A 25,928-nucleotide genomic window follows, 5' to 3' on the forward strand; every position below is an offset into this window, starting at 1 on the left:
AGTGAACCGACAATTGAAGCAAGTGAATGGAGGAGAATTCTGAATGGATAAATTGATTATCACCATTGCCCCCACGGGAAATGTGCCGACAAAAGAGCTGAATCCCACCACGCCGGTGACGCCGGCTGAAATAGTGGCAGATCTGAAGGCCTGTGAGGCCATGGGAGCCGCCATTGCCCATATTCATGTGAGAGACGAAGAACAGCGCCCCACCTGCGACCGGTCGATTTTCGCGGAAGTACTGGATATCATGAAAAAAGAAAATGTCTCTCTTATTCGGCAGGTATCCACGGGAGCCAGGGGCGGCGGTAACACAGCCCAGTGGCGCAGCCAGATGCTGGATCTCAATGTGGAAATGGCCAGTCTGTCCACCGGTTCATCCAACTTTCCCAATGGGGTGAATGCCAACCCGCCGGAACTGATTGAGCATCTCATAAATAAAATGACGGCCCATAACGTGAAACCGGAGATTGAAGCCTTTGACGTGGCCATGATTGATAACGCCACGTATTTGATGAAAAAAGGGGTTCTGAAGGCCCCCCTTCATTTCAATCTGGTGATGAACGTTCCTGGTTCCATTGCAGGAACCCCCAAAAATCTCATGCATATGATTGAAAGCCTTCCACAGGGATCCACCTTCAGCGTGATGGGGGTGGGAAGAGCCCAGGTGCAGATGCTGGCCCTGTCCATTGCCATGGGAGGCCACGTACGCACCGGCCTTGAAGATGTGCTGGTGATGCCGGATAAAACGCCCGCCAGTAACCGGCTGTTGATGCAGCAGGTGGTGAACATCGCCAAAGCGCTGGGAAGAGAAATCGCCACACCGGATGAAGCCCGGCAGATACTGGGGTTGATCTGATCAGCCAGGCAGTCCGGCGGCAGCCCATGATATTCAACGTGGATCAAAGACTTTTGGATGGTGCTACACAACTGTCTGAGAAGTCATGATCATAGAAAGGAAGCAGCAACACAAGCAGCCAGGTAAGAGAACCATCAGTCAGGAAAATGAAAAGGGGGATTTTATGAAAAAGCGACAAATGAGTTTGTTATTGGCCCTGGTATTGGTAGTCAGCCTGATGTTGGCGGGCTGTGGCGGCGGCGGAGCCTCTGAACCGGCACCGGCACCTGAAAACGGTGAAGAAACACCGGCCCCGGCCCCGGCAGCTTCCGCCGGCTCTCAGGAACTACTTTTCGCCACCGGCGGAACAGCGGGCACTTACTACCCATTGGGTGGTGCCATTGCAGCCATGTGGAACGACAACATTGACAATGTGAACGTCACCATTCAGCCTTCAGGCGCTTCTGTGGAAAACCTGCGCTTGCTGAATACCCGGGATGCCGACATTGTGATGGCCATGAACAATATCGCCGAAGATGCATGGCTGGGGCAGGGCTCCTTTGACGGTACCGCCGTTCAGGGATTCCGGGCTGTGGGCGTCATATATCCTGAAATCATTCAGGGTGTTGGTCTGGTGGAAAGCGGCGTGCTTACCATGAATGACCAAATCGGTAAAACTGTTGCAGGCGGCCCTCCGGGAAGCGGAACTGCTGCCACCACACCCCATATTTTCGAGGCTTATGGTATTGGTGAAGGGGACATGACCGTTGTGAACGACACCTTTGGTGATGCGGTTGATAAAATGAAAGACGGCCATGTGGATGCTGCCTGGAACGTACTGGGAGCACCGGCTTCAGCCATCGTTGATCTGCTGACGGTACGCGAAGTGGCCTTCCTGGAAATCACCGGTGACGAACTGGAAGCCCTGCAGGATTCTTTCCCGCTGATCGCTCCCTGGGTGATTCCTGCCGGTACTTACAGCTATCGGGGCACCGACTATCCTGACATCCACACCATCGCCCTGCAGGCGGTTCTCTACGTACGGGATGACATGGATGAAGAAACAGTTTACAACCTGGTTAAGTACATGTATGAAGAAACCGACGCCATCACCCGTTCACACCAAACCGGCAGCCAGATTTTGCTGGAAAATGCCCTTAACGGTATTACCACAGAGTTTCACCCGGGTGCTGTGCGCTACTATGAAGAACAGGGTATGATGTAACCGGAAAAACAGCTTTGATGCAGTCTGGAAAACGCGATTCTGAAGATATTGCCGGGCGGCAGCGCCGCCCGGTAGTATTTACATGTGACACCCCTTTCAATGATCAAAAAAGGGGAAGCGGTGAAGGGACCATCCATCGAATGAAGGACCCCGTAAAAAGCATAAGAGGCATAAAAAGTATAAATAGCGTAAAAAGCAGTGGAAAACAGCGTCAGGAAAGTCTGTCGGTCAATGAATCGGCTGGAATGCCTGAATGCATGGTTGATAACAGACGCAAGATGAAGTGTTTTAAGCCGTTGGGGTTCCTGACGGCAGGACTGGCGTTGGTGTTGCTGTATCTGTATTGGATGCCGGTGACGGTGCTGCAGATTTATGAAGAAGAGTGGCAGCCATCATCCATCACACGCCTGGCACAGTATCCCATTGAAAAGGGTGAAACCTTTACCATTATCTGGACTCATTCCGTCACCCGACAGCCGGTGACAGAAGTCTACCGGCTCAATGACGATCTGACCATTGGCATTGAGGAAATGCTTTTTAACGAGCATGGCCCCAACCTGCCATCCGGGCCGGAGGGCAGCACTCTGTGGGAAATCAAGAACGGCATGTTTCGAGTTTATAACTATGATATGGTCTTTGAAGCGTTGCCGGTACGCATCGGCCAAATGGTGGCTGATCATACACTGGTGATTCGTCATAAGACCATCCCCCTTCAGGAACTGTCGCGTCCGGGAGGCTTCATCACCATTCATCCGCAACAGACCAATGCATTACAGTATTTGTTTGAGGAGGGAAGACTGTGGCTGATAACGAAAATAAGCAAGGAAACCGCATAGAGGAATCTCAGACAGAAGAACCAACGGTGGAATCTCTCATTGCGGGAGGAATAGACGAAGCCAAGCAGGAAGAAATCAAGGCAAAGTTCGACCGGGAGTTTGCCTACCGCCGTCTCGCCGGCATTCTCAGCAAGATCATCACCGTGGTGGCCATCACCTGGTCCTGCATTCAGTTGTACACAGCGGCCTTCGGAGTGTACCCCACCACCATTCAGCGGGGTCAGCACGTGGGCTTTGCCCTGTTTCTGGTATTTATTCTTTACCCCATGAGAAAAGCCATTAAGGGAGACAAGGTTCCCTGGTACGATTACATATTTGCCGCCGCTGGTGCCTATGTCGCCTTTTATCATATCCTGAACTACCGGGATATCATTCATCGTGCAGGTGCCTATACCCAGTTGGACATCATCGTGTCCATCGTCGCAGTGCTGCTGGTGTTGGAAGCTACCCGAAGAATCGCGGGACCGGTGCTGGTGACGGTAGCCTCCATTTTTTTACTATATGCATACCTGGGGCCCATGTTTCCCGGGTTCTTATCCCACCGGGGGTACAGTATTCAACGAATTGCCACGTATATGTGGATGTCCACAGAAGCCATTTTAGGGATTCCCATCGGGGTATCCTCCACCTTTATCTTTCTCTTTCTTGTTTTTGCCACCTACTTGAAAAAAACAGGCATTGGCGACTGGCTGACTGATCTGGCCATGGGGGTTGCCGGTGGCTCCACGGGTGGCCCCGCGAAAGCGGCGGTCATTGCCAGTGCCAGTCAGGGTACCATCTCCGGCAGTTCAGTTGCCAATACCGTTGGCACCGGCTCTGTCACCATACCGCTGATGAAAAGCATTGGCTACCGGCCTGAATTTGCCGCCGCAACAGAAGCTGCCGCCTCCACTGGTGGTCAGCTGATGCCGCCGGTGATGGGAGCCGCTGCCTTCATCATGACAGAATTCACCGGTCTGCCCTATGTCACCATTGCCCTGTCGGCAGCCATTCCTGCATTTCTTTACTTTACCGGTGTGTTCATGATGGTTCACCAGGAAGCCAAAAAAACAGGACTGAAGGGGCTTTCCCGGGATCAGCTTCCCAACCCCTTTCGCCTCATCAAAGAAAAATGGTTTCTGGCACTGCCCATCTTTGTCATTGTCTACCTGCTGGTATCGGGACGCACCCCCATGCGGGCGGCCCTCTTTGCCATTATTTCCGCCATTGCCGTCTCCTTTATTCGAAGAGATACCCGAATGAAGCTGATTGAAATTGTGGAAGGACTGGAAGAAGGCGCCCGGTCTGCTCTGCCGGTGGTCATGGCCTGCGCCACCGCCGGAATCATTGTGGGGATTGTCACCCTCACCGGCCTGGGAGTCAAATTTTCAACGGGAATATTGCTTCTTTCCGGCGGAAACATCTATCTGGCCATGATGTTCACCATGTTTGCCTCCATTATTCTGGGCATGGGCATGCCCACCACCGCCAACTACATCGTTCAGGCCACCATTGCCGCACCGGTACTGGTGGAGCTGGGGATTCCGGTGATTGCCGCCCATCTCTTTGTGTTTTATTTTGGGATTATTGCCGATATCACACCTCCGGTGGCCCTGGCCGCCTTCGCCGGTTCCGGCATTGCCGGTTCCAACCCCTTCAAAACCGGCGTTGAAGCCTCCAAACTGGCCTTTGCCGCCTATCTGGTGCCCTACATGTTCGCCATGCATCCCGAGCTGGTACTGGTGGACTGGGCGCCCGCTTCCCTGGCCTTCTCCCTTGCCACTGCCCTTATTGGCATGTACGCCATCGCCATGGGTGTCAGCGGATTTGCCAATGAACGCATTGGGCCACTGACCCGGCTGCTGCTGGCAGCCGGCGGTCTGATGCTCATCGATCCCCGCATGGTCACCAATGTGGGAGGAATTGCAATTGTGGTGGTGGTGTATGGCTTGCTGTACCTGCGCAATAAAAAACGCAATGCAGCCGCCTCCGCTTCATCATAACCATCATCATCATAACCATCATCAGCACCCAGAATTGCTTTCGACACTCAAAACAATCGTGAAGAGCAACACCCGGCAGCCTTAAACGGGCATTTGCCGGGTGTTTTTTGGGAGAGATGCTTTTTTGATTTAAAGAGAACGATCACTGGGTTGCTGCGAATGATGTAATCATCATCATGCGCGGTGGATGAGGTGATATGAATTATGACCAGATCTTAATAGTTACTACTTTATTTTTGCATTCAAATCTGATACAATGAATCTATCGCGGCAACAGGCCGAAGAAATGAATTGAAGATAAGGAGTCGATGACATGAAAATACCGCCATTGACCATTGGCGATCTCACTGTTCCGGTACCAATCATTCAGGGCGGCATGGGAGTGGGCGTGTCCCTTTCCAGGCTGGCGGCGGCTGTGGCTAACGCCGGTGGTGTGGGCGTCATGGCCGGCGTTCAAATGGGCTTTGACGAGCCCGATTTTGCCACCAACAGTCAGGCAGCCAATGAACGGGCCTTGCGGCGGCATATTCGCACCGCCAGAGAGCTGAGCCCCCAGGGAGTCATTGGCATCAACGTCATGACAGCTATCAACCATTATCGGGAAACAGTGAAGGCCGCTGTGGAAGAAAAAATTGACCTGATTATTTCTGGTGCAGGGCTCCCGTCAGAACTGCCTGGCCTGGTAAAGGGGTCGGCCACCAAAATTGCTCCCATTGTTTCTTCCGGCAAAGCCGCTGCCCTCATTGCCAAAATGTGGGATCGAAAGCACGGCGTTGCACCAGATTTGGTGATTGTGGAAGGACCTGAAGCTGGCGGTCACCTGGGATTCTCCCGGGAAGAGCTGACGCAGACACCGCCCATCAAGCTGGAAACCCTGGTGCGGGATGTGTTGGAAGCCATGAAAGCCACCGAAGAAAAATACCGCAAAAAAATACCGGTGATTGCCGCCGGAGGCATCTTCAATGGGGCCGACATTGCCCGGTTCTTAAAGATGGGGGCTGCCGGTGTTCAAATGGGAACCCGCTTTGTGGCCACCGAAGAATGTGATGCCCATCCCAGCTTCAAAGAAGCCTACGTGAAATCTGTCAAAGAAACCATTGATCTGGTGTTGAGCCCCGTGGGAATGCCTGGTCGGGCAGTGATCAACGCCTTCATGGAAAAAACCCGTCAGGTGCGGGTGCCGGCAGAGCGGTGTTCCAATTGCCTGAAGCCCTGTAATCCTGCCGAAACCCCCTATTGCATCTCCGATGCCCTCATACGGGCAGTGCAGGGAAACCTGGAAGAAGGCCTGATTTTCACCGGCAGCAATGCCTGGCGCATTGAGGGCATCACCACGGTGAAAGCACTGATGAACACGTTGATTTCAGAAACAGAATCGGCATTAGCCATGGAATAAGGCGCCTGAAAAGGCGCTTTTTTTCTTGGGGTGCATCCGTTCACTTCAAGGGGGCGTAGCAAGCATTTACTTATATACCATGACCGACATCGTTTTAAAAATAACATAGAGTTCAACATCTTTATCAATGTGTAGCTTCACCAGAGATTTTCTGGTAATGAGGGCATTGATGGGTATGCCGATGTCCACTGTGACCAATACTCGGGTATCAACATTCTCTATGTCTGTGACAATGCCTTTGTGCATGTTCCTGGCGCTACTGACAAAGGTGCCCCTGCTGAGGATCACGTGCTCTGGCCGGATGGAAACATTCACTTGTCCCTGATGATGGGTTTCCACGTACAGGTTGACGGGGCCCACCGTTGCATAGGTTTCGTCTTCCTCTCGGTACAAGGTGGCTTCGAAGATGTTATCATAGCCTTTGGCCTTTAGCAGGTACACATCATATTGAGTCTGAGAAATCCGGATATGCCGGCCTACCCGGTGGGCCTCCAGATTCCCTCGTTTGATCATTTCATAGACGGTGCCCTTGGTAATTTTCAGCTTTTGTGCAATTTCTTCCGGTGTGAACAGAACATCTTCTTGCAATTGCCTCACCCGCCTTGTCTCTTTTTATGGTGCTCACCGTAATGATATCAACTATATCTTATCACAGGATGTCCGGGATGGTAACAAAAAAAGGCGAGGAATGGAGATCGAATGTAGACGGCTGAGTTGAGTTATGTTACAATTGTTTTAAAACTATTTAGATCTGTTTAGTTTGTTTTGGCTTGGTTTAGTTTGATTTAGTTAGGTTTACAATTGTTGCAAACATCGAACTTGGCAGAGCCAACAAAAGCACACATCTGAAAGAGGAGGAAAAACATGAAAAGAAGCATGCGTTTTCTGGGATTAATCCTTGGCTTGGCAATGATACTCACTGGTTGTGGTCAAAGCGCTTCTCAGGAGGAAGAATCCGTGATCACTCTCGCAGCGGCAGCCAGCTTGAAGAACTGTCTGGATGGTGAACTCATTCCTATGTTCAGGGAGCAATACCCGGAAATACAGGTGGAGGCCACCTACGACAGCTCCGGAAAACTACAGGCGCAAATTGAAGAAGGGGCACCCATCAATGTGTTTATATCTGCGGCCATGAAGCAGATGGAGGCACTAGATGAAAAAGAACTAATAATTAAGGACAGCATCAAGGCCCTTTTAGAAAATAAAATTGTACTAATTGTACCGGCCGACAGTGACACTTTCATTGAGACCTTCGAAGAGATCGTTAAAATGGAACGGATTGCGGTAGGTGACCCGGACAGCGTACCGGCAGGCCAGTATGCCAAAGAGGCCTTAATCAACCTGAACTTGTGGGAAATAGTGGAATCCAAAGCCAGTCTGGGAACCAATGTCACCGAAGTGCTGAACTGGGTGGCTGAAGGTAGTGCCGATGCTGGTATTGTATATTCAACTGACGCAGCTTTTACAGATAAGGTAAAGGTAGTGGCGGAGGCACCGGCAGAATCGGTAGCACAAATCATTTACCCTGTGGGTATTGTAAAATCCACAGAAGGAGAAGAAGCGGCAAGAAAATTCATTGTCTTTCTGGAAACAGAGGAAGCTAAAGCGGTGTTTGAATCTTACGGATTTACGGCAAACCAATAGGAGCAGTTAACATGCAGCTTTCGCCCATTCTTATTTCACTGAAAACGGCTTCTGTGGCCATCTTTTTCACTTTTTTGCTGGGGCTTTTTGCTGCACAGTGGGTTGTGAAGATTCAATCAAAAAAGGTGAAGATGATTATGGATGGAATTTTAACCTTGCCGCTGGTGCTGCCGCCAACAGTGGTGGGCTTTTTCCTTCTCTTTGTTTTTGGCGTCAACCGTCCTCTTGGCAGGTTTCTGCTCCATTATTTAGGAGTGAGAATTATTTTTTCCTGGCCGGCCACCGTTATTGCAGCAGTGGTGGTCTCTTTTCCCCTCATGTACCGCTCTGCCAGGGGCGCATTTGAACAGGTAGATCAAAACTTGATCATGGCGGCCAGAACCTTGAGACTGTCTGAACGCCAGGTTTTTTGGCGCATCCTCATGCCCCAGGCTTTGCCCGGGGTTGTGGGAGGCGGGATTTTGGCCTTTGCCAGAGGCTTGGGCGAATTTGGAGCTACCGCCATGATTGCCGGCAACATTGAAAACCGAACCAGAACACTGCCCATGGCCATCTATTCTGAAGTGGCAGCAGGGAACATGGACACTGCCGGCTATTATGTGATTATTGTGTTGACCATCTCTTTCCTGGTGGTGGTGCTCACCAACTACGTGTCCATCAAAGAAGGAAACCATGAAAAGTGAGGAAATAGTATGAGTTTGATGGTGGATATTGAGAAGAAAGTGAAGGGCTTTCACCTGAAAGTGTCCTTGGAAACGGAGGGAGACTACCTGGGGATCCTGGGAGCTTCCGGCAGTGGCAAAAGCATGACTCTCAGGTGCATTGCCGGCATCGAAACTCCGGACAGGGGGCGGATTATTCTCAACGACAAGGTTCTTTTTGACGCGGACACCAACATCAACTTGATGCCCCAACAGCGAAACACCGGCTACCTGTTTCAAAACTATGCCCTGTTTCCCCACATGACCGTGGAAGAAAACATCGGCATCGGTTTGCGTCTGCCGGAAAAAAACCGAAATGAGCAAGTGGGAAGCATGATGGAAGCTTTTCAGTTGCAAGGTTTGGGAAAGAAGTTTCCGGGGCAGCTCTCCGGAGGCCAGCAGCAACGGGTGGCCTTGGCCAGGTGTCTTGTTTACAAACCGGATATACTCATGCTGGACGAACCTTTTTCTGCTCTGGACGCTCATTTGAAGGAGCAGCTTCAGGAGGGCGTGCGAAAACTATTGAAACTGTATGATGGGGATGTGCTGATGGTGACACATAGTCGGGAAGAAGTGTACAGCTTCTGTCAAAAGTTAGTGGTGTTTGAAGAGGGAGTGTCCATTCTATACGGGGACACGAAAGCTATTTTTAAGCGGCCCAAGTACCACGCCGTTGCCAGGCTGACCAGTTGTAAAAATATCTCTCCCTGTTACAGGGTGTCTGACCACCAGGTTTACGCAATGAACTGGGATCTGGTGCTGACGTCAGCAGACCCTGTCACATCGGCTGTCAAATATGTAGGTGTTCGAGCTCACGACCTTCACCTGGTCAATGAAAGGCGGGTGGCAAATCGGGATAACCTGATTCGGTGGAACATGAACAAAGTGATCGAAGATGTCTTTGAATACCATGTGTACCTGGATAAGGGGGATGCAGGGAAAGCAAAGGCTGATGCAATCCTGTTGTGCAAAGTGGCTAAAGAAAAATGGAATCAACGAGCTTTAGGGGAGGAAGTGATGGTCAATATTCCCCGGGAAGCTGTCTTGTTATTAGAGTAATGTGAAAGAATTTGGTTTCATAAAATGAAAAATGCCAGAAGTGTTGATTGAAAACGAACCTGGCATTTTCAGTGGTTCTTGGTGATCTCCAAAAAGACTGAACATTCAACCGACGGTGATTGACATGATCATTTATCTGAGTTATCATTTAATGTAACAATTTCATTGAGTAACTCCGAGCTTTAGGACCTACAACACGTGTCACGGTCTTGAAGCCTGAAGGGTATTGTTGGAAACGGCAGTGCCTCCCGGTGCGGAAAGGAGGATGAGTCGGAGATGTTGATTTGTATCGTGTCTTTGATCGGAACGCTCGTTTAGTGTGAGTGACAAAACTCCCTTGCATCGAAGGAGTTTTTTTTATTGCGTCGTATCTTCTTGTGCATTGCCTTTGTCCTTTGATTTGCAGGTGAAGGGGCAGAATACGTGGAAATGGTCTGTGGCGGAACGGTGCAGGTAATCATCAAGTTCTAAATTCTGTCAGTTAATTAATCTATTGAGTTTAAATACGATCAATAATCGAACGTTCGATTTTTGATCGCTCAAATTTCGAACGTTCCTAACACTTGAATCTCGCGAACACGTTGGAATTACTCACATAAAATGTTGGCACACTATTTGCAACATTTTGCAGATATTCCATGAAAAGGAGGTTCAAAGATGCTTAAGAAAAAAGTGTTTGTGAACGGAGTGCAGAGAAGTGTTGTTGTTGACCCGGAGGCGACGTTAGCGCAGCTGCTAAGAAAGCAAATGTGTTTGACAGGAACGAAGGTGGGATGTGGGATTGGCGAATGTGGAAGTTGTTCAGTGATCATGGATGGCAAAGTTGTCAGATCCTGCATTATCAAAATGAAAAAAGTTCCCGATGACGCTAAAATCATCACCATCGAAGGAGTGGGGACCCATGATCATCTGCATCCTCTGCAGCTTGCCTGGATGATTCATGGCGGCGCACAGTGCGGCTTCTGTACACCAGGATTCATCGTATCGGCCAAAGCACTTCTTGAGGAAAATGCTACCCCTACTCGGGAAGATATCCGAAACTGGTTCCATAAGCATAAAAACATCTGTCGTTGTACTGGGTATAAGCAGTTGGTGGATGCAGTCATGGATGCAGCAAAAATGATGCGAGGTGAAATTAGAAAGGAAGATTTGTGGTTTGAGTTAAAAGACGGCGACAGTCTGCTGGGTTCTTCAGCGGTGCGTCCATCAGCCATTGCGAAGGTTACCGGTACATGGGATTACGGCGCAGATCTAGGGCTGAAGCTTCCGGAAAACACCTTGCATATCAAGCTGGTACAAGCAACAGTTTCACATGCGAATATCCTCTCGATTGATACATCAGAGGCTGAAAAAATGCCAGGTGTTTTCAAAGTCATCACTTGGAAAGATGTGCCCGGTACCAATAGAATTAATGGCCTGGCATTCCCGCAAAACAAAGGTGACGGAAAAGAAAGACCCATTCTTAATGATAAAAAAGTTTTTCAGTTTGGCGATGCAATCGCCATGGTGCTTGCTGATACACCAACACAAGCTGAAGAAGCTGCAAAAACCGTTAAGATTGAGTTGGAAGAATTGCCAGCCTACATGAGTGCGCCTGAAGCCATGGCGGAGGATGCAATCGAAATTCATCCAGGAACGCCGAATGTGTATTTTTCAACGCAGCGAGTGAAGGGTGAGGAGACAGCCCCATTAATGGACAGCCTTCCCTATGTAATTGAAGATGATTTTTATGTGGGTAGACAGCCGCACCTTGTGTTGGAACCTGATGTCGGATTTGCCTATATCGATGAAAAAGGCGTCTTAAATGTACACTCCAAAAGTATTGCCATGCACTTTCACCACTTGATGACAGCAGAAGGCATTGGAGTTGCTCCAGAGAAGTTTGTGATTGTACAGAATCCCACAGGTGCAACCTTCGGGTATAAATTCAGTCCTACAAATGAAGCGCTGCTTGGTGTTGCAGCCCTTGTGGCCCAAAGACCGGTCTTTCTGGAATTTAACATGTATCAACAGATCACTTATACCGGAAAACGTTCGCCCTTCTTTATTAATCTGAAGCTTGGAGCAGATAAAAATGGCAAACTGGTGGCCATGGAATCTGACTACTCCATCGACCACGGTCCCTACTGCGAGTTTGGCGACCTGCTTGCCATGAGAGGCACCCAGTTTATTGGTGCGGGTTACAACATCCCCAATATCCGCGGGGAAGGCAGAACTGTTGCCACCAACCATGCCTGGGGTTCAGCGTTTAGATCTTACGGATCTCCCCAGAGCTTATTCGCGTCAGAAACCCTGGTGGATATGCTGGCTGAAAAAATAGGGATGGATCCCCTGGAATTTAGATATTTGAATGTCTATCGCGAAGGTTCCACAACGCCAACGGGCTGTGCTCCTGATGTTATTGCCTTCCCGCAAGCTATTGATACGCTCCGACCACTTTACAAAGAAGCGAAGGAACGGGCAAAAGCCAAGAATGATAAGGGCGGAGACATCAAGTATGGAATCGGGGTATCGTTGAATATGTACGGCTGCGGTCTTGACGGGGCTGATGCTTCAGAAGCATGGGTAGAGCTGACGCCAGAAGGAGTCACCGTGGGGAACACCTGGGAAGACCATGGTCAGGGAGCTGATATGGGAACCTTAACCTTCGCACATGAAGCTTTGCGGCCAATAGGTATCAAACCAGATCAAATCAAACTGGTCATGAATGACATGGAGTTCACACCAAACAGCGGACCATCAGGCGGCAGTCGCCAAAATGTGGTTACCGGTAATGCCATCAAGGCGGGATGCCAAAACCTGCTGGCTGCGATGAAAAAACCGGAGGGTACCTATAGAACCTATGATGAGATGGTCGCAGAAAACCTGCCCCTCAGGTATGAAGGGAAATGGTCTGCACCGAATACAGCATGCGATGTGGCAACCGGGCAGGGAGATCCTTTCTCAACCTATATGTATGGCGTGCTATTAGCCGAAGTGGCGGTGGACACAACAACGGGCAAAACAAAGGTTGAAAAACTGACAATGGTATCGGATTGCGGAACCATTACCAACAAGCTGGTTCTGGAAGGGCAAATCTATGGTGGCCTTGTTCAGGGAATCGGTCTGGCGCTGAGTGAGGATTTTGAAGACCTGAAAAAACATACCACTCTAACGGGCTGTGGAATTCCTCAGACCAAAGATGCGCCAGATGATATGGTCATCATTCATCAGGAGACTCCAAGACCCAATGGTCCATATGGGGCATCTGGAGCTGGCGAAATGCCACTATCAGCACCTCATGCAGCCATCGCCAATGCCATCTACAATGCCTGCAGTGTACGTATCAAGCGATTACCTGCATATCCGGAAAAGGTACTTGCTGGTTTAAAGGAACTGAATCAATAAGCTGTGATTAAGGGCATGAGCACACTAAAGGTTGTTTAAAAATATGGAATTGAGAATGTACTTTTGCTTGCTGAGAAGCAAAGAAAGTTCTCAATTCCTCTTTTTAAATAGGAGGCGAAGTTCATGGATTTAGAAAAACTGCTGGAAACAGGAGAGCGATGTATTCATAATGAACCACCGGCCTGTATGGCGGGCTGTCCGGTTCATTTGGATGTCATCGCTTTCATGACAGAAATCGAAAACGGAGACTTTAAAAAAGCCTACAAACTCATGGAAAATAGGATTCCATTTGCACGAATAATCGGGATGATTTGTGATCACCCATGCGAAAACCTTTGTGTCAGAGGGGAGATTGACAGTGCGGTGAGCATATCAGATCTTGAAAAAGCTGCCATACGCCATGGATACACTGCCTCCAAACGTTTATTGGCACTGCCGAAGACAAAGGGCAAGGTAGCCATTGTGGGAGGCGGTATCGGCGGAATGACCGCAGCCTATGAGTTGGATAAAAAAGGATACCAAGTAACGCTTTATGAAAAACAGGAAAGATTAGGTGGGCGCATTTGGTCTTATGAAGGGCACGAACTGGTGAAGGAAGTTATCGAAGAAGAGCTTCAGATAATGATGAAACTGAATATTCGGGTGAAACTAAACACTGCTATTAATCAACAAAATTTGGAAGACATCATTCAGGACTATGATGCAGTGTTCCTGGGGACGGGTTCATGGGAGAAAAAAATGCAGATCAATCCGGTTACCTTTCAGGTGGAAAACACGTCATTGTTTGCCGGCGGGGAACTTGAGGACAATCGGCGGTCGATGATTTATGCTGCCAGCTCGGGAAAAAGAGCAGCCATATCGATTGATAGATACATCCGAAAAGTTTCACTTACAGCATCGAGGGAAAGGGAAGGGGCTTTTGTTACGCCTTTGAAACTTAAGACAGAAGAGGTCGAAGTGGTGAATAGAGTGAATAAAACAATGGATGTGTATACGGGAATCGAAGCTGTTGATGAAGCGGCCAGGTGCTTGAAATGCCAGTGCATCGAGTGTATTAAGCCCTGCAGCCATATGAAACGGTTTAATGTTTCGCCAGATGCCTATGCGAGGCAGATCAATCACAATGAGCGAATTATTCTGGGAACCCACTATGCCAATAAAATGATTAACGCCTGTACGCTTTGTGGATTATGCAAGGAACAGTGTTTTTTGGATATCAGCATGAAAGACGTCATACAGGAAACCAGAGAAAGTATGGTAGAGAAAAATAAAATGCCTGTGTCTGCCCATGATTTCGCATTGAAGGACATGAAATTCAGTAATAGTCATCGGTTTTCAATGTTTCGAAAACAACCAAGCAAAGAACAGTCAAAAGATTCCTTCTATTATCCGTTGATTTCCTATTCGAAATATGTGCAGGGCCTCTACAGAGGTACTGGTAAAACAGCTTATCTCTTTTATCCGGGATGCCAGTTGCCGGCGTCACATCCTGATAAAATTGGAGAAATATACAAATATCTAGTAGCACACATGTGGGAGGATGTGGGCATTTATTTGGGGTGTTGCGGTGCTCCGGCAGCCTGGGCAGGCAGGCAGGAGTTGATGGATGAAACCATTCAGTACATCAAAGAGACTTGGGCAGAAATGGATCATCCCACCTTTATACTGGCTTGCCCAAGTTGCTGCAGCATATTTAAAAAACATCTGCCAGAAATCAATTACATCTCACTTTGGGAAGTGTTTGATAAGCACGGGCTTCCCAACAATGACAGGATCACCCATGAACATACACTCAATATACATGATGCCTGCGCCACAAGATATGATCAACGTATCCACCAGAGTATCCGAAAGATTGTCACCTCATTGGGGTACGATATCCAGGAATTAAAGTATCAACAGGATAAAACGAAGTGTTGTGGGTATGGCGGTCTGGTTTATTATGCCAACCGGGAACAAGCAAAAGACTTTATTGATGACAGAATTGATGAAAGCACTAATGACCTGCTGGTGTATTGTGCCATGTGCAAAGATTTATTCGTTAGCAGTGGTAAAAGAACCTATCATATTTTGGACTTGATTTATGGGACGGATCAGGAAGATGCTGGCATGAAAAAAATGCCAACACTGTCCCAGCGTCATCAAAACAGAGCAAACGTCAAACGCTGGCTTCTAAAGGAGATTTGGGGTGAAGAGGAGAAAATGGATCATACAAAAGCACGGAATTATGAACTAGTGATTTCGGAAGAAGTGATTGAACTCATGGAAGACAGATATATCCTATTTGAAGATATTGAGAAAGTGATTGACAGTGCGCGAATAAACAAAGAGCGCTTCCATAATCCGGCAGACAATAGCTATCTGGCAAGACTGCGACTGGAAAATGTCACCTACTGGGTAAGGTATGAAGAAAGCGGGGGAAAAATTGTTGTCAACCGTGTATACAGCCACAGAATGGAAGTTGTGGAGGGATGATCATGAATGAACAAAACAATCAAAAAGAAGATGGAGAACAAAAAGAGCATGATCATCAATGGATGTGTGATAAATGTCATGAGAAGCTGGAAATGAGCAAAGTAAGGGTGCGCTATCTTGACGGCAATTTCGAGGTGGATCTTTTGAGATGTCCAACCTGCCGAATGGTCTTCATTGGTGAAGAGCTTGCTCTTGGAAAAATGCTGGAAATTGAAAAGGGACTGGAGGATAAGTAAGTGAAGTGCTGTAATGTCTACGAGAATGATGCGATGAAAGAAGCGATGGGCGAAACACTGCGTCCGGGAGGGTTCAGCCTGACAGAAAAAGGAGTTGTGTTTTGTGGGTTTTCTGCGAAAGATTCAATTCTAGACGTTGGTTGCGGAAGAGGTGCGACAGTGGGTTATCTCTCTGAAAAACATGCCATTCAGGCCAGTGGGATTGACCCCTCTGAAAAACTGTTGGCCGATGCCAGACAGAACCACCCTGGGGGGCACTTTGTTACCGGGAAAGGAGAATCACTCCCCTTTAAGGATGAAAGCTTTCATGGCGTATTTGCAGAATGCACCCTTTCCCTGATGGACAATGTACACCTGGCGCTTAAAGAGGCGAGCCGGGTCTTGAAACCGAAAGGCTGGTTGATTATCACTGATGTGTATGCGAAAAGGCCGGCGTTTATCAATGAGTTAGAGGCATTTTCCTTTAATAGCTGCATGAGGGGATTGCATGATGTGAATCTGTTCGAAAAAAATTTAAAAGCGCTGGGGTTTAGTATTGCCATGAAAGAAGACTGTAGCGAATTGTTGAAATCCCTATTGGTAAACATCATCCTCACCCACGGATCCATGGGTGCTTTCTGGAGTAAAACCACTGATCAGTGTACAGAAGGCCATCGATTTCAGGCAATTCTGCAAGCATGCAAACCAGGGTATTTCATGATTATCGGAAGAAAAGGAGAAATACATCATGAATGAAATTGAAATTAAAATGTTTCAGTTGGTTAATGCTGGATTTTGTTGTACCCAGGTCATGATGAAACTGGCACTGGAAGAAGAAGAAAAGGAAAACGAAGATTTGATCAGGGCTGTCGGTGGATTGTGCAAGGGGATTGGAGGCAGACAAAAAACATGTGGTGTCCTTACGGGAGGCATTGCAATTATTGGACTTTACGCAGGAAAGGGCAATGTCGCAGAATACCCCCAGAGTAATTATGGCAGCATGGTGGAAGACTACATCAACTGGTTTGAAGAAGTGTTTAAAAGCCTGGAATGTATGGATATTATCGGAGTACACAATTTTACAGATCATGAAAACAATGTGTATCCATTAAAATGCGGAGATATACTTGTGAAGAGTTACGTGAAGCTTCAGGAAATACTCAAGGACTACGACTATGAATATGGGTGTAGAGAATGACCCAAGAGAAAACCTCGGGCAAATGCAACATACAGTTCTCGGGGGGAGAACCCACTATCAGAAATGACCTGCTCGTTATCATCAAAATGGGAACTGATATCAACGGCTCAGAGGCTGTGCACTGTTCGCCATAAAAGTGAAGATTATTGAGAATTGCATCAAGCACGACATCGGCGTGGTACTGGCTCCAACCATCGTTAGGGGTGTCAATGAAGATCAGATCGGCGGGATCATTGATTTTGCATCGGAGCGGGTACCTGGGATAAGAGGCGTGCATTTTCAACCTGCCAGTTACTTTGGGAGAATGCCCGTTGTTCCAACAGATGAAGACCGGGTAACACTGCCGGAAGTCATAGAGGCAATTGAAAGGCAGACTCAAGGAAGAGTCGACCGAGATAGCTTCTGTCCCCCGGGGTGCGAGAATATCTTTAAGAAGGGAATGTCACAGATGCAGGACATATTTGAATGGATCTATGAATGTTTAACCCGGAAAGAAAGCTTTGTACTGGCAACATTTATCAAAAAAAACGGTTCGCCTCATCGGGAAGAAAGCAAAAAAATGCTGATTAGGAAAGATTTTTCGATTTACGGAACCATTGGCGGAGGATTGGTGGAAGCGCTAACCATTCAATTATCTGCAAAGATGTTCCAAAGGAGGGGAAGCATCCTTGAAGACTTCAGTAAGTCTCACAAGGATGTTGAGATTCTAGAGAGGGTTTGCGGAGGTAATACAACTGTTTTGCTGGAATATGTAGACTGCGATGACGTTCAAACAGTAGAACTGTACCAAAAAGCACTAATGCTTAAAAAAGAGGGTGCAGGTCTGTTCCTGATAACAAAAATAGAGAAAAACCATCGAAAAGCGGGGAGTTTGTCTAAATGGATTTGCACCGAAACGGGCTTCTTTGGCTCTGAAAATGAAGAAGTACAGAGTGTGATCAAGCATATAAGGGAAAATGGTGAGCATGTGAACATGCAGGTACTATTAGTGGCAGATGAAACGTATTTAATAGAACCTTATTTAAATGATGAGCTTGCCTGCATTATAGGGGCAGGTCATGTGGCACAAAAAATTGCAGAACTAGCAAAAATGATTGGACTTAAGGTTGTGATCATCGATGATCGGGAAGAATTTGCCAATAAAGAAAGATTCAATATGGCTGACGAGATTATCGTCATCCCTTCATTTGAAAACTTGACAGATCATTATACGGTTAATCGTAATAGCTACGTAATCATTGTCACGCGGGGACACGACTACGATCAGGATGTCCTATCGCAAATGCTGAAAACAGATGCAAAATACATCGGCATGATAGGAAGTTTGAATAAGCGGGAATATGTCTACAAAAATCTGTTGGATGAGGGCTTTACACTGAAAGATCTGGAAAGGGTTTACGCTCCAATCGGGCTGAAAATTGACGCGGATACTCCTGAGGAAATTGCAATCAGCATTGCCGCGGAATTGATCAAAGTAAAACGGAATTCGGGAGATATCAAATGAGCGGCAAGGCACGTCAAGGATGCCAATCATCCAGACAGTGTGATAAAGGAGTCGTTACATAATGAATGAGATTTATCGATCCGTTATAGATCTGTCGCTTGAAAGATGTAAAAAAATAGGCATTCAGGATAGTCAGGTCTTCAGTAACAAAATTACCAATGAAACAGAGCTTCAGGAAAAATTTTCCCAAAAAAGGGATATGGTCTTAACGGCTTCACCTTATATGGAGCGATTGATACAGTTTGTGAAAGGGCATCACTTTTTTGCACTCCTGACAGATGGAGACGGATGCATCTTGAATGCTATTGGAGATGATAAGATCCTCTCTGAGGCTTTTGATTTAAAGATGATTCCAGGAGCGTACATGAATGAGGAGAACATAGGCACCAATGCGATGGCCATTGTCATCAAAACCGGGAAGCCGGTTCAATTGTCAGGAAAAGACCATTTTATCAAAGCATATCATCGATGGACCTGTTCAGCAGCGCCAATCAAGGATGATCAAGGAAATCTCATCGGTGTGCTGGACCTGACGGGGTATATCGACAGCGTTCATCCGCACACGCTGGGCATGGTCATCGCAGCTTCAAATGCGATCGAGGAGATGCTGAAAGCAAAAGAATACAATCGGCTTCAAAGCATGAATGACAAGCACATCAAAACCATCTTTAACACCATGCCGGTGGCAATTGTTACTTCTGATCTTGAGGGAAAAATTAAAATATTCAATAAAAAAGCGCTGGATTTATTGGGAAGCAAAGATAAGCAGTTAAAATCAAAAGAAATGGAAAAAATCATTGATGAGTGGGAAGATGTCAAAGAAGCAATTTGCAAAGGTGAAAGCCTGTCACAGAAAGTGAATATCATCTCATTGCGAAACATGTTTCCCTGTCATCTAACAGCGAATCCTATCTATAACCCTCAATATGACAGCATTGAAATTGTATACGTGTTTGAAGACATTAAAAAAGTGAAAACAAGAGGTGTTCATCAGGCATACTATACATTCGACAAAATCATTGGTGAAGATGAGAACTTTTTAAAGATTGTGCAGTATGCTAAAAAAATTGCAAACAGCAAATCAACCATACTGATATTAGGCGAAAGTGGCACAGGAAAAGAAGTTTTTGCACAGTCGATTCATAATTTCAGCAAGCGGATGGATGGCCCTTTTATTGCGCTGAATTGCGGTGCGATACCTAACCAGTTGATTGAATCTGAGCTTTTTGGCTATGAAGAAGGTGCCTATACTGGAGCAAAAAAAGGAGGGAATATAGGCAAATTCGAATCAGCTCATGGAGGTACCGTCATGTTGGATGAAATTGGCGAAATGCCTCTTGATATGCAGATAAAATTGCTTCGTGTTTTGCAGGAAGGGACCATTACGCGCATTGGTAGCCAAAAATCCGTTCATGTGGATGTGCGGGTTATTGCTGCATCCAATAAAGAACTGAAGAAAGAGGTTGAACTGGGAAGATTTCGAAAAGATTTGTTTTACAGACTCAATGTACTACCATTGTATTTGCCACCTTTACGAAAAAGAAAAGCGGATATCCCCCTGCTCATAAAATATTTTGGTAAAAGCATCGCTGAAAACCTAAATAAAAGAAATGTTGAAATCCCGACAGCCTATCTGGATAAAATAATGAGCTATCATTGGCCGGGAAACATTAGGGAACTGGAGAATGTTGTCGAATTGATTATCAACACAGAAGCAATTCCTTCGGAATACTTTGATCAGCAGATCAACGGCGATGAAATTGCCTTTAATTCGAACTATGATTCATTGCACATAGAACATGTTGAAAAAGAACATCTGGTAAGGGTGCTGAAAATATTTAACGGAAACATCACCCAATCAGCACAAGCCATGGGTATCAGACGTAATACGCTTTACAGTAAAATTAAAAAATACGAAATAGAAATGTAAAACCTCCACAATCATCAGGCGGACCGGCGACGAGGTTGATTTTGTGCTGGCCGCTGTTCAGACCTTCGAAGACGTGGTAGGATAATGATAGCAAGGCTGTTGAAGAACACAGAAAAAGGAGGCAGTGCCATGATTCTTGGAAAAACCCGTGAACAGTGGCTGGAAGCCATTCCTCTATTAAAACCCCTCACAGAAGCGGCTCCTTTCTGGTGGCTAAATCCCAACCGAATCTCCACTGCCAGGGCATTGCCGGATCTTCCGCTGCAAATGGCAGACGTGATGGCGGCCTCACGACGACTGGACCGCTTTGCGCCTTATCTGGCACAGGTATTTCCAGAGCTGAAAGTCTCTGAGGGGATCATCGAATCACCGCTTCGCGCCATTCCCCGCATGCAGCGGGAGGGCGAAACATTTTTTAAGACTTCATTGCCGGGGCAGCTGTGGCTGAAGCTGGACAGCCACCTGCCGGTTTCCGGCTCTATTAAAGCCAGGGGCGGTATCTATGAGGTGCTGGCCCATGCTGAAACCCTGGCCCTACATGGGGGGCTGCTGCACCCCGACGACGATTACCGGGTGCTGGACACTCCCCCGGCCAGAGCGTTTTTTTCCCAGCACTGCATCGAAGTGGGTTCCACTGGAAATCTGGGTTTGAGTATCGGGCTCATGGGTGCCCGCATGGGCTTTCGGGTGACGGTCCACATGTCCCAGGATGCCAGGGAGTGGAAAAAAGACCTGTTGCGGGAGCGGGGTGTCACCGTGCGGGAATATGCCAGTGATTACAGCCTGGCGGTGGCTTCCGGCCGCCGTGAGTCGGCACTGAACCCTGTCAGTTACTTTGTGGATGATGAAAATTCCCAGTCGTTGTTTTTGGGATACACGGTGGCAGCCCTGCGGCTGCAGCAACAGTTTCAAGAGGTGGGGATCACCGTCAATGCAGAGCACCCCCTGATGGTGTACCTGCCCTGCGGAGTGGGGGGCGGCCCGGGAGGAGTGGCTTTTGGCCTGAAGATGGTTTTTGGAGATCATGTGCATTGCTTTTTTGCAGAACCCACCCACTCCCCGGCGGTGTTGCTGGGCCTGCTCACGGAAGCCCATGACGCCGTCTGCGTCCAGGATTTTGGCCTGGATAATCGAACCGCCGCCGACGGTCTGGCGGTGGGACGACCCTCCGGCCTGGTGTGCACCATGATGAAACCGCTGCTGACAGGGGCTTATACCGTACCTGACGAAATGCTCTTTCAACTGCTGGGCCTGCTGAATGAAACAGAAGAACTTCAACTGGAGCCTTCTGCCCTGGCGGGCATGCCCGGCCCTTTTCAACTGATGGGCTTGCCGGAAACTACTCAGTGGCTGACGGAACAGGGGCTTCAGGAAAAAATGCACCAGGCTGCCCATCTGGTATGGGCCACAGGCGGCAGCATGGTACCGGCATCGGAAATGGCCGGCTACTTGGCAAAGGCTGCTGAAACGTCACCAGCCACATCAGCCACATCACCCACATCATTCAAAAGAACGCCAAATATAAAAGATCACTGAACAAAAACGCCCTGAACACCGGTTGTCAAACCGATCTTCAGGGCGTTTGTTGTTAGCGGCATTAATCCACCTTTACCAGCCAGCCTTCAGGGGCTTCAACGTCGCCGAACTGAATACCGCAAAGGGTGTCGTAGAGCTTTTTCGTCACGGGGCCCACTTCGGTTTCGCTGTGGAACACATGAAGCTTGCCCTTGTAAGAAACACCGCCAATGGGAGTGATGACAGCAGCGGTGCCGCAGGCGCCGGCCTCGGCAAATTCATCCAGATGGTCGATGAGCACATCCCGCTCAGAAACCTTCATCTTCAGATAGTGCTCTGCCAGATACAACAGGGAGTACTTGGTGATACTGGGAAGAATGGAAGGTGATTTGGGGGTGATAAACTCATTGTCTTTGGTGATGCCAAAGAAGTTGGCGGCTCCCACTTCCTCAATTTTGGTGTGGGTCAGGGGATCCAGGTAAATGCAGTCGGCAAAGCCCTGTTCCACTGCCTGTTCGTGGGGCATCAGGCTGCCGGCGTAGTTGCCCCCCACCTTGGCGGCACCGGTGCCATAGGGTGCTGCCCGGTCAAACTCAGAAACCATAAAGTTTACGGGAGCCATGCCCCCCTTGAAATAGGGGCCCACCGGCAGGCAGAAAACACTGAAAATGAACTCAGGAGCCGGCTTCACGCCAATATTGTCGCCCACACCAATGACAAAGGGGCGCAAATAGAGGGTGGCGCCAGTGCCGTAAGGGGGAACATAATCCAGGTTGGCCTTGACCACCTGAAGGCAGGCGTCGATGAACATGTCCTCAGGTACACGGGGCATTAACACACGGTCACAGCTCTGATGCATCCGCCGGGCATTCTGGTCGGGGCGGAAGAGCTGCACACTGCCGTCTTTGGTGCGGTAAGCTTTCAAACCTTCAAAACACTGCTGGCCATAGTGCAGGGCCGTGGAGGATTCGCTGATGTGCAGGGTATTGTCCTCTGTCAGTTCTCCTTCGTTCCATTGGCCGTCTTTCCAGCGGGCAATGTAGCGGTAAGGGGTTTTAAAGTACGAAAATCCCAGTTGACTCCAATCAATGGATACCGATGTGCTCATACAATCCCTCCTGATTCTTGATGATGATCTGTGAAAGTGGTGATTCACTTCAACCCTATTATATCATATTGAAGGCGGATGTGAGGCTGCCGCCATCACCCTTCAGTAGCGGGTCTGGCGGTCAATGATTCAATTTGCCAGTCAATGGGAACAATCCCGTGAGAGGCTAAAAATTCATTCGCCTGACTGAAGCATTTGCATCCGAAAAATCCCCGGTAAACCGAAAGCGGGCTTGGATGAGGTGCTTTTAAAACCAAATGATGTGAATTGGTGAGCATTTTTTCCTTGGCCTGTGCCGGTTTACCCCACAAAAAAATAACAATGGGGCGATTTTGTTCATTGACGACACGAATCACTGCGTCGGTGAACAGTTCCCACCCCATATCTTTATGGGAATGAGCTTCGTGGGCTCTGACAGTCAGCACCGTGTTAAGGAGCAGCACTCCCTGGTCAGCCCATTTTTTCAGATAACCATGGGCGGGAATGGTGCAGCCCAGGTCATCCTGCAGCTCCTGATAGATGTTTTGAAGGGAAGGGGGAATTCTCTGACCGGGAAGCACCGAGAAGGAGAGGCCATGGGCCTGGTTCTCCCCATGGTAAGGGTCCTGCCCCAGCAACAGCACCTTCACATCAGCCAGGGAAGTGTAGTGCAGGGCATTGAAAATATCATGCATGGGAGGATACACCTGGTTGGTCTTGTACTCCCGGATCAAAAATGTTCTTAATTTTTGATAATAGTCTTTTTCAAATTCGGCGGATAGAAACAGATGCCAGTCATTTTTTAGAATTTGTGCCATTTTTGAAGACATCCTTTCGGTTGAGTCGTCTTCTATATTGTAACAATTTTACAGAAGGGCTTCAATGGAAAAAGGGTCGTCATAAGTGAAAGAACGGTAAGTTGAGGCATTTTGCGCCAATTGCCGACGGAAATCATCAGAAAGACGACAATTTCCTGGATTTTAACAGGATTGCCCTTGACATCAGTGGCTTAATTTTGTCATGATATAAGAAGCTAAAAATCTAAGTCTTCAGACAAAGTGAATCACTGAGCCTTTCGCCGGATGACTTTCAGGGCAAGACATCAACGACCATTGACAGACATTCACAAGTATGACAGGTACATGGACGCGGATGGCACTGATCATACAGTGCCTGCCGGTGAAAATCAGGAGAATTGACAAAACCAAAGAAACACCCTGACCACAGAAGAACGTGCCGACGGAAGTTGTGAGAAAATGGAGGAACCTTTATGGATTTTGCAGAGAAGCTTAACGCTTTGATGGACCTGTTCAGCATCAGTAACAGCCGGCTGGCGAAAAGGCTGAGTGTTGATCCGTCGCTGATCAGCAAATGGCGTCACGGTAATCGTCTGCCTGCCCGCAGTGCCGGTTATGTCAAAGAAATCGTGTTTTTTTTCTATGAGCAGTATGTGGAAAGTGATGCCCTGTTGCAACACCGGCTGCGACGTATTCTGGGCGAATCGGCTGAACTGCATCTGGACGACAGTGAGATGGCATTGAAGCAGTTTCTGCTGGAATGGCTGATCGCAGAGGAAAATGGGGAAAACCAGGAAGGCATGTCGCCCTCCAGCGCCCAGGGGCGCCAGGTGATTCAACTGATGCAGCAACTGATGAATGTGGAAGCGGCTCCGGTTCCCCAACCTTCAATGGCCGCCCCGGCACCCATTGGTGGAAATATCCACCAGTATCATTTGCATGCCGGTCGTTCCGGGCGACGGAAAGCAGTCATTGAGTTTTTGGATCTGGTGCTAGAAATGAAGCCACCCCAGGAGTTGTTGCTTCTCAGTCAGGAAAACCTGGGATGGATGATGGAAGATCCGGCCTTCATAGCAGAATGGAACCGAAAGCTGACGGCGGTTCTCGCCAGCGGTCATCAGGTAACCATCATTCATCACATGGATCGCGAAAATGACGATCTGTTGAATATTATGAAATACTGGATTCCCCTGCATTTAACCGGCAATGTGCGGTCCTGGTATTTTCCCCGGTACCGTGAGCTGCCCTTTCAGAATACCTACTTCATTATTCGCAACCAGGCGGCGGTGTTTGCCTCTGTCAATGAAGAGACACCTGAAGATCAGTATTACACCTTTTTCTTCAGAGATCCGCTGGTGGCCAGAATTCTGGAAAACAGTTACCAAAGCCTGCTGAAGGAATGCATGCCGCTGGTGCGCTTTTATACCGCAACCCGGCTTGAAAGCTATATGGAACAGGTAGTGAAGCTGGAAGAGGAGGCTGGTACCTGGATTGGCTGGAAGAACGGGTTGTCGGGGTCATGCCTCAGTCTGCCACTGTATGAGCAGCTGATGGTACAGGAAGGCATTAAAAGCGAAGAACGATGGCGGCGGTTGCAGTTGCATCAAAAGCGACTGGAAGCCTTCCGCAAAAACATTCCCCACTTCAGTTATGTGGAAGTGCTGCCACTTAATCTGCTGAACCAGCTTTCCCGGGGCACTCAGGCGGTGTTGAACCCACTGGAAAGTTTCACCACGAAACCCCTGCGCCTAAAGGAAGAACAGGTGATCAGCCTGCTGGAATCCATGGTGGACCGCCTGCGAAAATACCCCAATTATGAGGTGTACCTGGCCAATAAAAACCCTTTGTGGCAGGATTTAAACATGAGCCTTGGTTACAAGGAAAACCAGGCCGCTTTAGCGGGAAGTCTCGGGCCGGGAAAAGAACGCCCGGTAACCCTCCTGACAGGAGAAGGCAATATGACACAGGTATTTGAAGGTTTTCTGGATACGGCACTTGACAGTATTCCTGGAAACTTCAGAAACCGGCAGCGGGTCATCGCCAAGCTGGAGAAGGTCATTGCCTACCATCGAAACCGTTACCAGAACAGCTGGAACCGGGGGTAAACCCGCTCTAAACCCATCATCATACCGAAAAAAA

General features: G+C 48.2%; 20 protein-coding genes and 1 riboswitch. Of the genes, 17 read left to right on the forward strand and 3 right to left on the reverse strand.

Features of this window, described 5'->3' with window-relative positions:
- Positions 1 to 43 precede the first annotated feature (43 nt).
- From QOL74_RS07340 to QOL74_RS07360, 5 genes are all read left to right on the forward strand, one after another.
- A complete protein-coding gene (locus QOL74_RS07340) occupies positions 44 to 859 on the forward strand; it encodes a beta-keto acid cleavage family enzyme (protein WP_283408804.1) in 816 nt (271 codons plus the stop codon).
- 163 nt (positions 860 to 1,022) lie between these two features.
- Positions 1,023 to 2,063, forward strand: coding sequence for a TAXI family TRAP transporter solute-binding subunit (locus QOL74_RS07345; RefSeq protein ID WP_283408805.1), 1,041 nt, complete (start codon positions 1,023 to 1,025; stop codon positions 2,061 to 2,063).
- A 257-nt stretch (positions 2,064 to 2,320) separates the two neighbouring features.
- Positions 2,321 to 2,899 carry a DUF1850 domain-containing protein gene (locus QOL74_RS07350; protein WP_283408806.1) on the forward strand — a complete coding sequence of 193 codons (579 nt, stop codon included), beginning with the start codon at positions 2,321 to 2,323 and terminating at the stop codon, positions 2,897 to 2,899.
- Positions 2,863 to 4,881 carry a TRAP transporter permease gene (locus tag QOL74_RS07355; protein ID WP_283408807.1) on the forward strand — a complete coding sequence of 673 codons (2,019 nt, stop codon included), beginning with the start codon at positions 2,863 to 2,865 and terminating at the stop codon, positions 4,879 to 4,881. Before QOL74_RS07350 ends, QOL74_RS07355 begins: the two co-directional genes overlap by 37 nt.
- 313 nt (positions 4,882 to 5,194) lie before the next feature.
- Positions 5,195 to 6,277 carry an NAD(P)H-dependent flavin oxidoreductase gene (locus QOL74_RS07360; RefSeq protein ID WP_283408808.1) on the forward strand — a complete coding sequence of 361 codons (1,083 nt, stop codon included), beginning with the start codon at positions 5,195 to 5,197 and terminating at the stop codon, positions 6,275 to 6,277.
- Positions 6,278 to 6,343: 66 nt separating this feature from the next.
- Here the strand turns inward: QOL74_RS07360 and QOL74_RS07365 are convergent, their stop codons facing one another.
- Entirely contained in the window at positions 6,344 to 6,865 is a 522-nt protein-coding gene (locus QOL74_RS07365; protein ID WP_283408809.1) for an excisionase family DNA-binding protein, read from the reverse strand.
- A 276-nt stretch (positions 6,866 to 7,141) separates the two neighbouring features.
- On the opposite strand from QOL74_RS07365, the gene modA reads away from it, so the two are divergent.
- The 11 genes from modA (at position 7,142) to dsdA (ending at position 21,926) form a co-directional block, all read left to right on the forward strand.
- Positions 7,142 to 7,921 carry a molybdate ABC transporter substrate-binding protein gene (gene modA, locus QOL74_RS07370; protein WP_283408810.1) on the forward strand — a complete coding sequence of 260 codons (780 nt, stop codon included), beginning with the start codon at positions 7,142 to 7,144 and terminating at the stop codon, positions 7,919 to 7,921.
- An 11-nt stretch (positions 7,922 to 7,932) separates the two neighbouring features.
- Positions 7,933 to 8,604 (forward strand): molybdate ABC transporter permease subunit, encoded by a 672-nt coding sequence (gene modB, locus QOL74_RS07375; RefSeq protein WP_283408811.1) that lies wholly within the window; start codon positions 7,933 to 7,935, stop codon positions 8,602 to 8,604.
- A 9-nt stretch (positions 8,605 to 8,613) separates the two neighbouring features.
- The gene (locus tag QOL74_RS07380) at positions 8,614 to 9,681 is read left to right on the forward strand and encodes a sulfate/molybdate ABC transporter ATP-binding protein (RefSeq protein ID WP_283408812.1); all 1,068 of its coding nucleotides are present in this window, start codon (positions 8,614 to 8,616) and stop codon (positions 9,679 to 9,681) included.
- Positions 9,682 to 9,842: 161 nt separating this feature from the next.
- Positions 9,843 to 9,961, forward strand: a riboswitch (molybdenum cofactor riboswitch).
- Between the two features lie 377 nt (positions 9,962 to 10,338).
- The gene (locus QOL74_RS07385; RefSeq protein WP_283408813.1) at positions 10,339 to 13,068 is read left to right on the forward strand and encodes a molybdopterin-dependent aldehyde oxidoreductase; all 2,730 of its coding nucleotides are present in this window, start codon (positions 10,339 to 10,341) and stop codon (positions 13,066 to 13,068) included.
- A 123-nt stretch (positions 13,069 to 13,191) separates the two neighbouring features.
- Entirely contained in the window at positions 13,192 to 15,543 is a 2,352-nt protein-coding gene (locus QOL74_RS07390) for a pyridine nucleotide-disulfide oxidoreductase/dicluster-binding protein (protein WP_283408814.1), read from the forward strand.
- Between the two features lie 2 nt (positions 15,544 to 15,545).
- Complete coding sequence (locus QOL74_RS07395; protein WP_283408815.1) at positions 15,546 to 15,779, forward strand: DVU_1557 family redox protein; 234 nt, start codon at positions 15,546 to 15,548, stop codon at positions 15,777 to 15,779.
- Positions 15,780 to 16,514, forward strand: a complete 735-nt coding sequence (gene trsM, locus QOL74_RS07400; RefSeq protein ID WP_283408816.1) for a DVU_1556 family methyltransferase — start codon at positions 15,780 to 15,782, stop codon at positions 16,512 to 16,514. It begins immediately after the preceding gene.
- Complete coding sequence (locus QOL74_RS07405; protein ID WP_283408817.1) at positions 16,507 to 16,956, forward strand: DVU_1555 family C-GCAxxG-C-C protein; 450 nt, start codon at positions 16,507 to 16,509, stop codon at positions 16,954 to 16,956. Before trsM ends, QOL74_RS07405 begins: the two co-directional genes overlap by 8 nt.
- Before the next feature lie 136 nt (positions 16,957 to 17,092).
- Complete coding sequence (locus QOL74_RS07410; protein WP_283408818.1) at positions 17,093 to 18,460, forward strand: XdhC family aldehyde oxidoreductase maturation factor; 1,368 nt, start codon at positions 17,093 to 17,095, stop codon at positions 18,458 to 18,460.
- A 61-nt stretch (positions 18,461 to 18,521) separates the two neighbouring features.
- On the forward strand, positions 18,522 to 20,390 hold the full coding sequence (locus QOL74_RS07415; protein ID WP_283408819.1) for a sigma-54-dependent Fis family transcriptional regulator: 1,869 nt from the start codon (positions 18,522 to 18,524) through the stop codon (positions 20,388 to 20,390).
- Positions 20,391 to 20,519: 129 nt separating this feature from the next.
- On the forward strand, positions 20,520 to 21,926 hold the full coding sequence (gene dsdA / locus QOL74_RS07420) for a D-serine ammonia-lyase (protein ID WP_283408820.1): 1,407 nt from the start codon (positions 20,520 to 20,522) through the stop codon (positions 21,924 to 21,926).
- A gap of 61 nt (positions 21,927 to 21,987) precedes the next feature.
- On the opposite strand, the gene QOL74_RS07425 is transcribed toward dsdA, so the two are convergent.
- Both QOL74_RS07425 and QOL74_RS07430 read right to left on the reverse strand, forming a co-directional pair.
- Positions 21,988 to 23,013, reverse strand: coding sequence for a branched-chain amino acid aminotransferase (locus QOL74_RS07425; RefSeq protein ID WP_283408821.1), 1,026 nt, complete (start codon positions 23,011 to 23,013; stop codon positions 21,988 to 21,990).
- Between the two features lie 95 nt (positions 23,014 to 23,108).
- Entirely contained in the window at positions 23,109 to 23,810 is a 702-nt protein-coding gene (locus QOL74_RS07430) for a uracil-DNA glycosylase (protein WP_283408822.1), read from the reverse strand.
- Between the two features lie 452 nt (positions 23,811 to 24,262).
- Here QOL74_RS07430 and QOL74_RS07435 point away from each other — a divergent pair, with 452 nt between their 5' ends.
- The gene (locus QOL74_RS07435; RefSeq protein WP_283408823.1) at positions 24,263 to 25,894 is read left to right on the forward strand and encodes a hypothetical protein; all 1,632 of its coding nucleotides are present in this window, start codon (positions 24,263 to 24,265) and stop codon (positions 25,892 to 25,894) included.
- Positions 25,895 to 25,928: the final 34 nt, after the last annotated feature.

The sequence above is a fragment of the Anoxynatronum buryatiense genome, from assembly GCF_900182905.1.
GTDB classification, from domain to species: domain Bacteria; phylum Bacillota; class Clostridia; order Peptostreptococcales; family Tindalliaceae; genus Anoxynatronum; species Anoxynatronum buryatiense.